Genomic DNA, 14,679 nt, shown 5'->3' with positions numbered 1-14,679 from the left:
GCGCGCTGCAGTGCCTGACATCATAGTGAAAAAAGCGCGCCGTGCATTAGAGGACACCCTCAAAACAAAAACGCCGCCGCTGAGTGATCAGGGGCGGCGCCTGGCGCGGTCGTTGGAACGCAGCCTTCAGCTTCTTATACGCCCAGCAGTTCGACGTCGAAAATCAGGGTGGCGTTCGGTGGAATCACGCCGCCGGCGCCGCGTGCGCCATAGCCCAGTGCCGCAGGAATGATCAGCTGGCGCTTGCCGCCCACTTTCATGCCTTGCACGCCTTCGTCCCAACCCTGGATGACGCGGCCTGCGCCCAGCGGGAATTCGAATGGATCGTTGCGGTCCTTGCTCGAGTCAAATTTCGAACCGGCGCTGCCGTCGTCGTTTTGCAGCCAGCCCGTGTAATGCACGACAACATTGTTGCCGGCTTGCGCTTCAGCGCCTTCGCCAACGACGGTATCGATGTATTGCAGGCCGGAAGCGGTAGTGGTGGTGGTCATGATAATCCTTGTGTAGGCGATGAAAGCTTCAGATTGTAGAGCAATGAGTTGCAAAGCGCCATTCCAGGCCCGGCGCAAGCGAAAACCGGAAATTACGCCGATGTGTGGCTGCCGGTTGTATTTAAGGGGGGATTTCACACAATAAATACAGTGTTCCACGTAAAATGCATGTTTTGTATTTAACAGTGATTTCTTCCATGTTCCGCAGTCTACGCCGCCTTGTTTTTTCCTCGCTGTGCCTGGTTTCCGCAATATCGACGGCGCAAGCCGAAGTGGTGGTGGTGCTCAATTCCCGTGATGCTACGGTGCAACTGCTGGACCAGAAAACCTATGCTCCCCTCTCTACCTTTGCCGTCGGCAAGGAACCGCACCATTTGATGGAGACGCCGGACGGCAAGTCGCTGATCGTCGCCAGTTCCGTCGGCAACGAGCTGATTTTCCTCGATCCTGTCTCGGGCCAGATCCAGCGCCGCATCAGCAACATCCTCGATCCTTACCAAATCGGCTTTTCGCCAGACCAGAAATGGTTCATTTCGAATTCGCTGCGCCTGGACCGCATCGACCTGTACCGCTACGACGGCAAGAACCTGACCCTGGCCAAGCGCATCCCGCTGCCGAAACTGCCCAGCCACATGGCGTTCACGGCCGACAGCACCATGGCTTTCATCACGCAGCAGGGCAGCAACCAGGTCAGCGCCATCGACCTGGCCACGCAAACCGTCAAATGGACCATGCCTGTCGGCCCCGCGCCGGCCGGTATCACGATGACGCCCGATGGCAAGCATTTGCTCGTCGGCATCATGGGCAGCGATTACGTGGAAGTGATCGACTGGCGCACGCAAAAGACCGTCAAGCGCATCAAGGCGGGCGCCGGCACGCATAATTTCCGTGCGCTCGGCGACAACCGCATGACGTTCGTCTCGAACCGCGTATCGAACACCATCAACATCATCGACCAGCAAACCCTTGAAAACGTGGGCACCATCAATGTGCCGGGCGGTCCGGACTGCATGGAAATCACGCCCGATGGCAAGACCATGTGGGTGACCCTGCGCTGGATCAAGAAAGTGGCCGTGATCGACCTGACCACGCGCAAGGTCATCAAGACCATACCGGTGGGCCGGTCGCCCCATGGCGTGTATTTCGCCACCCACTCGCCGCGCATGTGATGGCGGGTGTGATGATGAAACACCTGATTCCTGCGGGCCGCGTGTCCGCCATGCTGCTGTGCGCCAGCGCCATGCTGTCCCCCGCGCATGCCGCCGCACCTGCACCAGCAGCACCGGCCCCAGCCGCATCTTCTGCCCCGGCCGCCTGCAAGGGCACGATCTACATGACCTTCGACACGGGCAGCCAGTCGCAAGCGCAACTGATCGCTGACGTGCTGAACAAACGTCATGTAAAGGCAACCTTCTTCCTGGCCAATGAAAAGACCACGCGCGGCGACTATTCGCTCGATGCCTCGTGGGCGCCGTACTGGAAAGCCCGGGTCGCCGAAGGCCATGCGTTCGGCACGCATACGTTTGACCACGTGTACTGGAAGAAGGATCTGGCCAACGGCTTGATTCAGGTCAAGCCCCAGTTCGGCAAGGACGGCGGCAAACTGGCGTCGTTTAGCGATAAACAGTTCTGCGAGGAATTGCGCCGTGTCGATACGCGCTTCCAGGAACTGACCGGCCACAAGCTCGACCCATTCTGGCGCGCGCCGGGTGGCTACACGTCGCCGCGCACCCTGGCGGCCGGCAGCGCTTGCGGCTACCAGCACGCGGGCTGGGCGCCAGCGGGGTATTCCGGCGATGAGCTGCCCAGCGATAAGTATCCGAACGCCATGCTGCTGAAAAAAGCGCTGGCGAACTTGCGCAGCGGCGACATTTTCATTTCCCACATGGGCATCTGGTCGCGCAAGGATGCGTGGGCACCGGCCAACCTGGACGCTTTGATCACAGGCTTGCAAGACAAGGGTTTCTGTTTTGCCACCCTGCGCGAGCATCCTGCCTACGCGCAGAAGAAGGGCCAGCCATGATCGCCGCCGATATCCTCGGCTTCGTCACGCCCGTCATCGATGCGGTGGTCGACGCCTTTGGCGTGGCGCAAGGCTGGCTGTTCCAGACGGTGGTCAATCCCCTCGTCTATCACCTGGGCTTTGGCGAATTCACGGAAGAAGCGTTCGAAGGCACGGAGTGGCTGCTGATCGGCCTGTGCGAACTGGTGCTGCTGTTTCTCGTGCTGCGCCCGCTCGAAGCCCTGATTCCCGCGCAAAAGATCACCGACCCGCGCGCCCGCTGGAACGATTTCATCTACACCGTGCTGCACCGGATCGGCCTGTTTTCTGTCGTCGTCTTCTTCACGCTCGATCCGCTGATGGATGCGCTGGCGGGCGCCTTGCGTTTCGATGACATCCACCCCTTGAACCTTGAATCGCTGTTGCCCGGCATCAGTCCCTTGCTCAGTTTTATCATTTATTTTGTGATACTGGACTTCGTCGACTATTGCTATCACCGGGCTTCGCACCATTTCGGCTGGTGGTGGGGCTTGCACAGCCTGCATCACAGCCAGCAAAACATGAACTTGTGGAGCGATGACCGCAACCACTTGCTCGACGACTTCTTGCGCGACGTGGTGATGGCGCTGGTGGCGCTCGGTATCGGCGTGCCGCCGGGCCAGTACGTGCTGCTGGTGTCGGTTTCCCGCATTCTGCAAAGCTTGCAGCATGCGAATGTGAGGATACACTTCGGCCGCATCGGCGAGCGGCTGTTGATCTCGCCCCGTTTTCACCGTACGCACCATGCGATCGGCGTGGGGCACGAGTCGAAAGGCAAGGGCAGCATGGGCGGTTGCAACTTCGGCGTGGTCTTGCCGATTTGGGATATGCTGCTGGGCACCGCGAATTTCTCGGCCGGCTATGCGCGCACGGGCGTGCGCGACCAGCTGGCCCGTATCGACAGCAAGGGCATGGGCCGGCCGGGACGCGACTATGGCCGCGGCTTCTGGCAGCAGCAATGGCTGGGCCTGCGCCGCATGGTGGAATTTGCAAGAATCAAACGAAAAGGACGCCGTTGATGCGTAATGTGTTGAATTCGTATGGCCGCGCCTTGCTGTCGCAATTGCACGGCAGGATATTGCTGCTGAGCGTGGCGCCGTTCATCCTGTCGCTGGTGCTGTGGGGAGGACTGCTGTATGTGGGCTTGCAGCCGCTGATCGACAGCCTGCATGCGCTGTTTACGCAGTACGATTTCTTCCGCACCAGCGGTCAGGTGCTGTCCACCTTCGGCCTGGGCATGCTGAAAGCCGTGATCGTGCCGCTGATCGCCATGTTCATGCTGCTGCCGCTGATGATCCTGACGGCGCTGATCTTCATGGGCCTGTTCGCCATGCCGGCCATCGGCCGCCATGTGGGCGGGCGGCACTTTCCGCAACTGGACAAGAAGCATGGCGGCAGCCTGCTCGGCAGCGTCGCCACTTCGCTGGCCACGTTCTTGCTGTTCATCATCGCCTGGGTCATCATGCTGCCCCTGTACGCGTTTCCGCCCGCCGCGCTGGTGGGGCAAGCCGTGCTGTGGGGCTGGCTGACCTACCGCGTGATGGCGTATGACGCCATGGCCGACTACGCCAGCGCGGAAGAGCGCCATGCCATCATGCGCACGCAGCGCTGGCCCTTGCTGGCCATCGGCATGGTATCGGGCGCGGCCGGCGCCGTGCCGGGCATGCTGTGGATGGGTGGCGTGATGTCGGTGGTGTTCTTCCCCTTCCTGGCGGCGTTCGCCATCTGGCTGTATGTGCTGATCTTTATCTTTACGGGTCTGTGGTTCCAGTATTACTGCCTGGAAGCACTGTCGCGTTTGCGGGGCGTACGCGGCATGACCGACGTGGCGCCGGCGGACGCCTGACCATTCTTATCGAATTCTACGAGGGAGCTTCATGGCTATCGGATTGATCATCATTGGCGACGAAATCCTGTCGGGCAAGCGCACGGACCAGCATTTCCCGAAAGTGGTAAGCATGCTCAAGGCGCGTGGCTTGCAGCTGAGCTGGGCGGAATACGTGGGCGACGAACCGGCCCGCCTGGTCGCCTTGCTCAAACGCAGCTTTGCCAGCGGCGACATCGTCTTCAGCTTTGGCGGCATCGGCGCCACGCCGGACGATCATACGCGCCAGGCGGCGGCCGATGCGCTGGGCTTGCCGCTGGTGCTGCATCCGCAGGGCAAGCTCAATATCCAGCAACGGATCACGGAAATGGGCGAAGAGGCGGGCGTGCCGGCCGATTTGAACTCGCCGGAAAACCTGCATCGCCTGAAAATGGCGGAATTTGTCGAAGGCGCCGAGCTGATTCCGAATCCGTACAACAAGATTGCGGGCTTTGCCGTGCGCGAGCATTATTTCGTGCCCGGCTTTCCCGTCATGTCCTGGCCCATGATCGAATGGGTGCTCGACACGCATTACCCGCACCTGTTCAACCAGGTGCCGCATGCGGAACACGCCTTGCTCGTGTACGAAACGGCCGAATCGCTGCTGACGCCGCTGATGGTGCGCCTGGAAGCGGAGTTCCCGCTGATCAAGGTGTTCAGCCTGCCCAGCGTGGGCGATGCGCAGACGCGCCGGCATATCGAACTGGGTGTCAAGGGCGAGCCCGCGCAGGCCGAGGCCGCCTTTGCGCAGATGTGCGCCGCGCTCGATACCTTGCGGGCGGAATACACCACCATCTGAGATGCGGCCAGCCCGGCGCCGGCGGCTTTTTCGCTGGCGTCCAGTCCGCTTTGCATCTATGTACGCAAGCGTACATTCCAAGACGTTGTTTTTTTGCGAAAATCTTCAATGAAGCAAGATTTTTGTGTGCGCTCGTCAGTCGTTTTCATGCCGATGTGGTGGAATGGTGAACAGGGGCCTTGCGTGTCAAACGCGGGGTCGCCTGCCTGTGCAGTAGCGTGTTTTTTTGATTCACCGGTATGGACATCATGTTAAGCAAGCTTTGTTGTGACCGGCCCTGGCTGGCCCTCGTCTTATCCCGCGCGGAGCGGTATCGCTACCGCATTTCCCGCGCCGTCCAAACCCAACCTTACCCCAGCATCCCATGAAAGACACAGGCGTCAATCTGGCCGCGCAAGAGCGGCCCCCTTCTGATCCACTCGCCGACACGGGCGCCGAGGCGCCGCCGCCGGCGAGTCCTCCGAAGAAGCGCCATTCGCGCATCTGGCCCATCTTTGCCATCATCGTGCTGGCGCTGATCGCCGGCGTGGCGTGGTTTGTCATGCGCGAAGTGCGCACCTCGGCCCTGCAGGCGGAATTCTTCACGCGCCTGGACCGCCAGCTGGCGTTCAAGGTCGAGCCTGGTCCTGCACCGGCGGGCGCCATCCGCTATCCGCAGCATGGGCCCTACGACGAGCGCCTTGGCTATGCCAGCCTGCCGGACTTCATCACCAAGCTCAACGCCCGCGACTATGCCGTCACGGCGCAGGCGCGCATGTCGCCGAAGATGGTGCAACTGGTCGACCGGGGCATCTTTGCCACGTATCACGAGAAAAACCGCGCCGGACTGACCATTCTCGATTGCCGCGCCGCACCGCTGTTTGCTGCCAGCTACCCCGAGCGCATGTTTGACGGCTTTGCCGAAGCGCCGCCCGCGCTCGTGCAAAGCCTGCTCTTCATCGAAAACCGCGAGTTGCTCGACCCGGGCACACCCGAGCGCAATCCGGCTGTGGAATGGGACCGCCTGAGCAAGGCTGTCCTCGACAAGGCGCTGAACCTGTTCGGCGGCCACCGCAGTGGCGGCGGCAGCACCCTGGCCACGCAGATCGAAAAATACCGGCATTCGGAAGATGGCCGCACCAGTTCCATGCAGGACAAGCTGCTGCAGATGATTTCGGCCAGCCTGCGCTCGTACCAGGATGGCGAAAACACCATGGAAGCGCGGCGCAGGATCGTCGTCAATTACCTGAACACCGTGCCGCTGTCGGCAAAGAGCGGTTTTGGCGAAGTCAACGGCATCGGCGACGGCATGTGGGTCTGGTATGGCCGTCCATTTGCCGAAGTGAAAACTTTGCTCAAAGGTAAGATGGACCAGCCGGGCAGCGCGCTGGCCTACAAGCAGGCGCTGAGTTTGCTGATCGCGCAGCGCCGTCCTTCGCATTACCTGGTGGCCGGCGGTGCCGACCTGGAAGAATTGACCAACAGCCATCTGCGTCTGCTGGCGCAAGCGGGCGTGATTTCGCCGCAGCTGCGCGATGCGGCCATCGCCGAAAAGCTGCGTCCGTCGACGGCCTCGGGCGTGCAATCGGAAGCGTCGACCTCGTTTGTCACGCGCAAGGCCTCGAATGCCGTGCGCAATCACCTGGCCAGCATGCTCGGCGATCCGCGCCTGTACAACCTCGACCGCCTGGACCTGAAAGTGGTCAGCACGCTCGACGCGCAGGCGCAAAACGCCGTCACCAAGGTCTTGCGCGAGCTGCGCGACCCGGAAGTGGCGAAGGCGGCCGGCCTGACGGGCAAGGGCATGCTGGGCAATGGCGACCCGGCCAATGTCGTCTACAGCTTTACCTTGCTGCAAAAGGGCGACCAGGCCAACTTGCTGCGCGTGCAGACCGATAACTACGACCAGCCGCTCGACATCAACGAGGGCGCCAAGCTGGACCTCGGTTCCACGGCCAAGCTGCGCACCCTGGTCACGTATATGGACATCATCGACCAGCTGCACCAGCGCTACAGCGGCATGGGCGCCGCCGAGCTGGGCAAGATCGCCGTCGATCCGAAGGACATGCTGTCGCAGTGGGCGATTGCCTATCTGAAACCGTTGGCGCTCGGCGAGGCGCGCAACCTGCCTACCATGCTGGCGGCCGCCATGGAGCGCAAATATTCGGGCAACCCGGGCGAAGGCTTCTTCACGGGAGGCGGCTTGCACCATTTCGGCAACTTCTCCAAGCTCGACGACAGCCGCATCATGACGGTGCAGCAGGCGCTGCGCCAGTCGACCAACCTGGTGTTCGTGCGCCTGATGCGCGATGTGGCCCGCTACTACATGTTCTCGCGTCCCGATTCCTCGGCCTCGCTGCTGGCGGACGCGGACGATCCGCGCCGCGCCCAGTACCTGAGCCGTTTTGCCGACAAGGAAGGGCGCGAGTTCCTGCACCGCTTCTACCAGAAGTACCGCGGCAAGAGCGTCGACGAGCAGGAAAAAATCCTGCTGGCCAGCATCCGCCCGACACCCGTGCGCCTGGCCAATATCTTCCGCACCGTCAATCCGAAGGGGACCGTGGCGGAATTCGGCGATTTCCTCAACGCCAACCTGACGTCGCAAAACGAAGTGCCGCCCGAGCGCGTGGCCAAGATGTACCAGCAGTACGCGATGGAAAACTGGTCGCTGGCCGACCGCGGCTACCTGGCCAATGTACATCCGCTGGAACTGTGGATGGTGGCGTATCTGCGCCAGCACGAAGGTTCCACACTGTCGCAGATGGTGGCGGCCAGCGAGAAGGAGCGCCAGGAAGTCTACAAATGGCTGTTCAATACGCACCGCAAGCATGCGCAGGACCGTCGCATCGCCAACTTGCTGGAAGTGGAAGGTTTCCTGGAAATCCACCGCCAGTGGAAGAAGATGGGTTATCCGTTCGACTCGCTCGTGCCGTCGTATGCGACGACCCTGGGCGCGTCGGCCGACCGTCCCGCCGCGCTGGCCGAGTTGATGGGCATCATCATCAACGATGGTGTGCGCAAACCGAGCGTGCGCATCGATTCCATGCATTTCGCGGCCAATACGCCGTATGACACGATGGTCAAGCGGGGCAGCAAGGTGGAAGCGGAGCAAGTGTTGTCGCCGGACGTGGCGCGCGCCGTTGCCAAGGCCATCCGCGAAGTGGTGTCGGACGGCACGGCCAAGCGGGCGAAGACGGCGTTTGTCGGCGCCGACGGCGTGCCGATCCCCATGGGCGGCAAGACGGGTACGGGCGACCAGCGCTTCGACGTGTATGGCGCCGGTGGCCGCCTGATCGAATCGCGCTACGTGAATCGTTCCGCCACGTTCGTGTTCAATATCGGCGAGCGCTTCTACGGCAGCATGACGGCGTACGTGCGCGGACCGGAATCGAAGAACTACGATTTCACGAGCGCCTTGCCCGTGCAACTGCTGGTGTCGCTGGCGCCAAGCCTGATGCCGTTGATCGAAGCGCCTGCGCCGGCCGAAGGCGTGGCGAAACAGTGCACGAATTAGCCGCTGGCAAACAGTTGTAGCAAAACGCCGGCGTTCTCACCGGCGTTTTTTTTAGCCGGCAAACACGGCCGTCTTGTCCGCCAGACGCGCGTGATAAGCGGCGATGGCAGGGTAGTCGGGACGCTGCAGCGGCGCCATCAGCCAGCGCTTGACGGACAGGCCCAGCACGATATCGGCCAAGGTGAACGTTTCGCCGCAGACGAAGGCGCCCGTGCGCTGCAGCTGCAGTTCCAGCACGCCCATCATCTTGTTCCATCCTGCAATACCTGCCGCCAGCTGCGCCGCATCCTGGTGTGCCGGACTCTGGCGCACCAGCGACATGAAGGCGTAGCGCCAGCTGTTGTTCAAATCGCCCATCTGCCAATCCATCCATTTTTCCACTTCCGCACGGGCGCGGGGCGTGCTTGGCAGCAAGTCGTCGCGGCCCGCCTGGGCGCACAGGTAGCGGCATATCGTGTTCGATTCCCACAGCACCAGGTCGCCATCGAGCAGCACGGGCACCATGGCGTTCGGGTTCAAGGCCAGGAAAGCCGGGTCGTCGGTGCTGCGAAAGCCGCTGCCCCAGTCTTCGCGTTCGTACGGCAAGTCGAGTTCATCGCATGTCCACAGGACCTTGCGGACATTGATCGAGGCGGCTTTTCCAAGAATTTTCAGCATGCGGGGCTCCAGAGGGCAGGTGGTCGATCTTGTACTGTAGCGGATTTGGCCACGCCGCGCATGTGAAAGTGCCTTGCATAGTTGAGGTTTTCTTGGCATCGTAGCCACCCATGAAACCTATGCGCCACCACATGTCCAAAATCCTCGCGTTCAGCCGCTTTTCCGTGCGCGATTTCCTCGCCACCGCCGGTCCCACCTTGCTGCTGGTCGGCGCGTTTTGCGCGCTTGCTTACTGGCTGGTCGACCCGGCGCCGCCGCGCCAGGTAAGCCTGTCGACAGGGCAGGACAATAGCGCGTATGAAGAGTTCGGCAAAAAATATGTGGCCACCCTGGCCAAGCACGGTATCAAGGTGACCTTGCAGCCGTCGCTGGGTTCGCAGGACAACCTGCAGCGCTTAAATAGTGGCAAGACCGATATCGCTTTCGTGCAAAGCGGCTCGACGGAGCACGAGGAGGCCGAGCGCCACGGCCTCATTTCCCTGGGCAGCCTGTTTACGGAACCCGTCTGGCTCTTCATGCGCGAAGACAAGGCGGTGACGGAGCTGGCGCAATTGAAGGGCATGAAGATCAACCTGGGACCGGAAGGCACGGGCGTGCCCGGCCTGTTCCGGCAGTTGCTGTCCGTCAATGGCGTGGAGGCGAACGAGCTGACGGTGAGCGACTTGCAAAACACGCCTGCCACCGTGGAGCTGCTGGAAGGGCGCATCGATGGCCTCGTGTTCAGCTCGGCCCCGGAAGCGCCGCTGATCCAGATGCTGCTGCAAACGCCGGGCATCAAGCTGTTTGATTTTTCGCAAGCGGAGGCGTACACGCGGCGTTTGCCTTTCCTCACGCATGTCGTCTTGCCGCGCGGCATAGTCGACCTGGGGCAGAACATTCCCGCCCAGGATTATCATCTGATCGCGCCGACGGCCACTTTGGTCGCGCGCGAAGACTTGCATCCGGCCCTCGTCGACCTGTTCGTGCAGGCGGCGGCCCGCATCCATGGCGGCACGGGCTGGTTCCAGCAGCAGGGGCAGTTTCCGTCCGCGCGCTACACGGAAATTCCCGTGGCACCGGAAGCGCTGAAATTCTACAAGGATGGCGCGCCCGTGCTGCAGCGCTATATGAGTTTCTGGCTGGCCAATTTCTTTGACCGTATGTGGGTGCTGGTGGTGGCCCTGGGCGCCTTGATCCTGCCCCTGTCTCGCGTGGTGCCGCCGCTGTACGTGTGGCGTATCCGTTCGCGCGTGTATCGCTGGTATGGCCAGTTGCGCACCGTGGAGCAGGCGCTGGAAGATGTGCCGCCAGAGCAGCGCGCGCAAGTGTATGCGGCGCAATTGAAACGGCTCGATCAGATCGAGGAAATGGTCAACCAGATCTCGATTCCCCTGTCGTTTGCCGATGGGTTGTATGGCTTGCGCAGCCACATCAATTTTGTGCGCAAGCGCATTCTGTCCTTGATGGGCGAGCACCCAGCAGTCGAGGCTGGCGAGCCGGCCTGAGCGATTAACTCGCTTAACAACGCCTAACAAAACCGTAGCGAGCGGAAGGAAGTTGTGGTTGAGAAGCGCAGCTGTACGAAGGTACAGTGAGCATCGCAGACCGCAAATTACGACGCGTAGTAGGTTTTGATAGGCGTACTAAATGAGGGTGATTGACAGCTTGCGTCCGACCAGCGCGGCGGCCCGCTCCAGGGTCGACACGGTCACGTCGCTGCTGGGGTCGAGCAGGCGGTCGAGCTGCGAGCGGCTCGTCTGCAGCAGGGCCGCCATGCGCGTCTTCGACATCGATTGTTCCTGCATCGCCTGCGTCAGTTGCCAGGCGATCACTTCCTTGATGGCACGGTTTTGCGTTTGCTCGAAGATGCCTTCTTCCTTGAGGAAGTCGTCGAGACTGCTGCCGAGGTGGGGAGCGGTGGCGTTCATGTCAGTTCCTTGTAGCGTTTGCGGGCCAGCGCCAGGTCGTCATCGGGCGTGGCGCGGGTTTTCTTGATAAAGCCGTGCAGCGCCACCAGGCAATCGCCGTGATGGCAGATCAGCACGCGCGCGATGCGGTTGCCGGGCAGGCTGCTGCGTACTTCCGACAATCCTTGCCCCAGATGGCGGCACAGGGGCATGCCCACGGGCCAGCGCCATTGCGCATGCATCAAGTCTTGTCCGATCACATGGCGCTCTTCGATGGGCAGCGATTTGAGCCAGTCGCGCACGGGTTCGCCGCCATTGCCGTTCGCATAGAACAGCAGGGTAATCTGCCGCAAGCCGGAAGCATCCATGACGCACCTCTACGTTGTACTATATAAGGTACATATTCGCAAGGAGAATTTGCGCCGTAGTTGAAAAAAATCGGGCGCGCATGGATGGTTGTAGCTGATAGCGGACCGCAGGGTGGCCCGCCAGATCAAACACTGTTCAGATAGTGAGGTGGCCAGCGTCAGGCGCCCAGCCACGGCAGTCCCGCCTTGCACCAGCCGCCGATCTGCTTGCGGTGGCCGTCGGCATCCTTGTCGCCCTCGAAGCCTTCGAGGATGTCGAAGCAGTGCAGGTAGCCGTGTTCGGTCGCCAGTTTGGCCGCGTGGCGCGAACGCACGCCGGAGCGGCACAGGAACAGCAGCACCTCGTCTTTGCCGGCCTGGGCGGCCAGTTGCGCGAGAAAGTCGGGATTCGGCACGCCACCGGGGTAGGTGGCCCACTGCACCGCACCATGCTGGGTATCGGCGATATCGACCCGCCCCACCCAGTCGCGCTCGGCATTCGTGCGCACATCGATGAGCTTGACGGCGGGATCGCCCTGCAGCAAGTCATACGCTTCCTGCGGCGTGACGGCGCCGGCATACGGCGTACCTTCATTGGCCCGGCTACGGGCGGTGGTCAGGATGTCGGCGGCGGTGGTCATGGCGTCCTCGATGAAAGTGGGCAGGTGTGGTCGATTATAGTGCGCCGTCGGCGCCCCGCAAACGGGAAATCACGGTGCATGGCGCATGCACCATAACAAGGCATTTTTCAGGAATTGGCGCAAAATGCACAATAATGGTGCGTTATTCGTTTTTTGCACTTGCATAGTGCATTCTTGATTTGACGCAAACCCAGCATGAAAATCGCGGGCAGGAAAACTTTCACTGGCATGGCCGGGTTTTGACCTTGGCGGCGACATCCCACCAGAGGCTGGCATGGAATCTGCTATGATCCTTATGAGTTTTGGTGGCACGCAATGTTTGCTTCGCTTCATCAGCCCAGACGCACTAAGGTCGGCTCACCCCACATTCATTTAGGAGATACGCATGGCAATGACAGCCGCAGAAGTCTTGAAGATGGTAGAAGAAAACGAAGTCAAATTCGTTGATTTCCGCTTTGCTGATACCCGTGGTAAAGAGCAGCACGTGACGGTTCCCGTGTCGCACTTCGACATGGACAAATTTGAATCGGGCCACGCCTTTGACGGTTCTTCGATCGCTGGCTGGAAAGGCATTGAAGCGTCCGACATGATCTTGCTGCCGGATCCAAACACGGCCAATATCGACCCGTTCATGGAAGAAACGACCCTGTTCATGCAGTGCGACGTGATCGAACCGTCGGACGGCAAGGGCTACGACCGCGACCCGCGCTCGATCGCGAAACGCGCCGAAGCCTACCTGAAATCGTCGGGCATGGGCGACACCGCCTACTTCGGCCCTGAGCCAGAATTCTTCATCTTCGACAGCGTGCGCTGGAAGATCGACATGTCGGGCTGCTTCGTCAAGATCGGTTCGGACGAAGGTTCGTGGTCGACCGGCAAGGACATCGAAGGCGGCAACAGCGGCCACCGTCCTACCGTCAAGGGCGGCTATTTCCCCGTGCCACCAGTGGACAGCTTCCAGGACATGCGTTCGGAAATGTGCCTGATTCTGGAATCGCTGGGCATCCCGGTTGAGGTACATCATCACGAAGTGGCCGGCGCCGGCCAGAATGAAATCGGCACCAAGTTCTCGACCCTGGTCGAGCGCGCCGACTGGACGCAAAACCTGAAATACGTGGTGTGGAACGTGGCGCACAGCTATGGCAAGACCGCCACCTTCATGCCGAAACCTATCGTTGGCGACAACGGTTCGGGCATGCACGTGCATCAATCCGTATGGAAGGATGGCAAAAACCTGTTCGCTGGCGACGGCTATGCCGGCCTGTCCGATTTCGCCCTGTACTACATCGGCGGCATCATCAAGCACGCCAAGGCATTGAACGCGATCACCAACCCAGGCACCAACTCGTACAAGCGTCTGGTACCAGGCTACGAAGCTCCAGTGAAACTGGCGTACTCGGCGAAAAACCGTTCCGCCTCGATCCGTATCCCGCACGTGGCCAATCCAAAAGGCCGCCGCGTCGAAGCGCGCTTCCCGGATCCACTGGCGAACCCGTACCTGTGCTTCGCCGCACTGCTGATGGCTGGCCTGGACGGCGTTGCCAACAAGATCCATCCGGGCGAAGCCGCCTCGAAAGATCTGTACCATCTGCCGCCGGAAGAAGACGCGCTGATCCCGACCGTGTGCGCTTCGCTGGAAGAAGCCCTGGACGCACTGGACAAGGACCGCGAGTTCCTGACCCGTGGCGGCGTATTCAGCGATTCGATGATCGACGCTTACCTGGAACTGAAAATGCAGGACGTACAGCGCATGCGCATGACCACGCATCCTGCCGAGTTTGACATGTACTACTCGCTGTAATGGCGCTACGCCGGCAATGTGCCGGTAGTGAATAAAAAAACGCGGGTGAGGCGATGGTCTTGCCCGCGTTTTTTGTTATGGCGCCACAGTGCGTTGTTGTATAGTCGGCCCAGGAACGATGCGGCACGCGCCGACAGGAGTGGAGATTGACCAAGCATTACAGAATGGCGCTGATGGCAGGATTGCTGGGCGCGGCAGCACAGGCGCACGGGCAGCTGTATGTGTGCGCCGATGCGCAAGGACACAAGACGTACACGGACAAGCGGGCTGGCACGCATTGCCAGCTGCTCGATTTGCCGGGCGCCATGACGGAGCCGCCACGCAAGACGGCGCCGCTGGCCGGCGCGCCGGCCCGGCCCGCCACGCAGGCGGCGGCCACGGCGGCGCCTGCCGCCGGCACGTTTCCCAAGGTCGATGGCGCCGAGCAGCGCGCGCGCGACCTGGACCGGCGCCAGATCCTGCAGGACGAATTGCGCAGCGAAGAGCAGAAACTGGCGGCGCAGCGCCTGGAGTTCAATGGCGGCCAGCCCGAGCGCCAGGGCAATGAGCGTAACTATGCGAAATACCAGGAACGAGTGGCGCAGTTGAAGGACAACATTAGCCGGACACAGCAGAACGTCGAGGCCCTGAAACGCGAGATTGCGAATATTCGGTAAAGC

Annotated in this window: 14 protein-coding genes; 9 read left to right on the top strand and 5 right to left on the bottom strand. The window is 61.3% G+C overall.

What is annotated here, in order from left to right:
• Window positions 1-134: 134 nt before the first annotated feature.
• Window positions 135-491: an FKBP-type peptidyl-prolyl cis-trans isomerase gene (locus tag AC54AG_RS13745; protein WP_034760263.1), complete on the bottom strand. Its 357-nt coding sequence runs from the start codon at window positions 489-491 to the stop codon at window positions 135-137.
• A gap of 197 nt (window positions 492-688) precedes the next feature.
• On the opposite strand from AC54AG_RS13745, the gene AC54AG_RS13740 reads away from it, so the two are divergent.
• The 6 genes from AC54AG_RS13740 (at window position 689) to AC54AG_RS13715 (ending at window position 8,688) form a co-directional block, all read left to right on the top strand.
• Window positions 689-1,660: a YVTN family beta-propeller repeat protein gene (locus AC54AG_RS13740; protein ID WP_034760259.1), complete on the top strand. Its 972-nt coding sequence runs from the start codon at window positions 689-691 to the stop codon at window positions 1,658-1,660.
• A gap of 50 nt (window positions 1,661-1,710) precedes the next feature.
• Window positions 1,711-2,514, top strand: a complete 804-nt coding sequence (locus tag AC54AG_RS13735) for a polysaccharide deacetylase family protein (protein ID WP_496630713.1) — start codon at window positions 1,711-1,713, stop codon at window positions 2,512-2,514.
• A complete protein-coding gene (locus AC54AG_RS13730; RefSeq protein ID WP_496630649.1) occupies window positions 2,511-3,551 on the top strand; it encodes a sterol desaturase family protein in 1,041 nt (346 codons plus the stop codon). The genes AC54AG_RS13735 and AC54AG_RS13730 overlap by 4 nt, the downstream gene beginning before the upstream one ends.
• Entirely contained in the window at window positions 3,551-4,378 is an 828-nt protein-coding gene (locus tag AC54AG_RS13725; RefSeq protein ID WP_219330045.1) for an EI24 domain-containing protein, read from the top strand. The genes AC54AG_RS13730 and AC54AG_RS13725 overlap by 1 nt, the downstream gene beginning before the upstream one ends.
• A 31-nt stretch (window positions 4,379-4,409) precedes the next feature.
• A complete protein-coding gene (locus tag AC54AG_RS13720; RefSeq protein WP_496630647.1) occupies window positions 4,410-5,195 on the top strand; it encodes a competence/damage-inducible protein A in 786 nt (261 codons plus the stop codon).
• A gap of 364 nt (window positions 5,196-5,559) precedes the next feature.
• A complete protein-coding gene (locus AC54AG_RS13715) occupies window positions 5,560-8,688 on the top strand; it encodes a transglycosylase domain-containing protein (RefSeq protein ID WP_496630645.1) in 3,129 nt (1,042 codons plus the stop codon).
• Window positions 8,689-8,739: 51 nt separating this feature from the next.
• Here the strand turns inward: AC54AG_RS13715 and AC54AG_RS13710 are convergent, their stop codons facing one another.
• Window positions 8,740-9,345 carry a glutathione S-transferase family protein gene (locus tag AC54AG_RS13710; protein WP_496630643.1) on the bottom strand — a complete coding sequence of 202 codons (606 nt, stop codon included), beginning with the start codon at window positions 9,343-9,345 and terminating at the stop codon, window positions 8,740-8,742.
• A gap of 131 nt (window positions 9,346-9,476) precedes the next feature.
• Between AC54AG_RS13710 and AC54AG_RS13705 the strand changes: the two genes are divergently transcribed.
• Entirely contained in the window at window positions 9,477-10,829 is a 1,353-nt protein-coding gene (locus AC54AG_RS13705; protein WP_496630642.1) for a TAXI family TRAP transporter solute-binding subunit, read from the top strand.
• Window positions 10,830-10,967: 138 nt separating this feature from the next.
• On the opposite strand, the gene AC54AG_RS13700 is transcribed toward AC54AG_RS13705, so the two are convergent.
• The 3 genes from AC54AG_RS13700 to AC54AG_RS13690 form a co-directional block, all read right to left on the bottom strand.
• Window positions 10,968-11,252, bottom strand: coding sequence for an XRE family transcriptional regulator (locus AC54AG_RS13700; protein ID WP_034760245.1), 285 nt, complete (start codon window positions 11,250-11,252; stop codon window positions 10,968-10,970).
• A complete protein-coding gene (locus AC54AG_RS13695) occupies window positions 11,249-11,599 on the bottom strand; it encodes a type II toxin-antitoxin system RelE/ParE family toxin (protein WP_100875765.1) in 351 nt (116 codons plus the stop codon). The genes AC54AG_RS13700 and AC54AG_RS13695 overlap by 4 nt, the downstream gene beginning before the upstream one ends.
• Before the next feature lie 158 nt (window positions 11,600-11,757).
• The gene (locus AC54AG_RS13690) at window positions 11,758-12,219 is read right to left on the bottom strand and encodes a rhodanese-like domain-containing protein (protein WP_070303347.1); all 462 of its coding nucleotides are present in this window, start codon (window positions 12,217-12,219) and stop codon (window positions 11,758-11,760) included.
• 385 nt (window positions 12,220-12,604) lie between these two features.
• Between AC54AG_RS13690 and glnA the strand changes: the two genes are divergently transcribed.
• Both glnA and AC54AG_RS13680 read left to right on the top strand, forming a co-directional pair.
• Window positions 12,605-14,020 carry a type I glutamate--ammonia ligase gene (glnA, locus tag AC54AG_RS13685; RefSeq protein WP_029496182.1) on the top strand — a complete coding sequence of 472 codons (1,416 nt, stop codon included), beginning with the start codon at window positions 12,605-12,607 and terminating at the stop codon, window positions 14,018-14,020.
• 173 nt (window positions 14,021-14,193) lie between these two features.
• Window positions 14,194-14,676, top strand: coding sequence for a DUF4124 domain-containing protein (locus AC54AG_RS13680; protein WP_051992119.1), 483 nt, complete (start codon window positions 14,194-14,196; stop codon window positions 14,674-14,676).
• Window positions 14,677-14,679: the final 3 nt, after the last annotated feature.

The organism is Janthinobacterium sp. BCJ23 (genome assembly GCF_059617945.1).
Note: the sequence above shows the minus strand (reverse complement) of the source record. Positions and strands in the feature narration are given on the sequence as shown.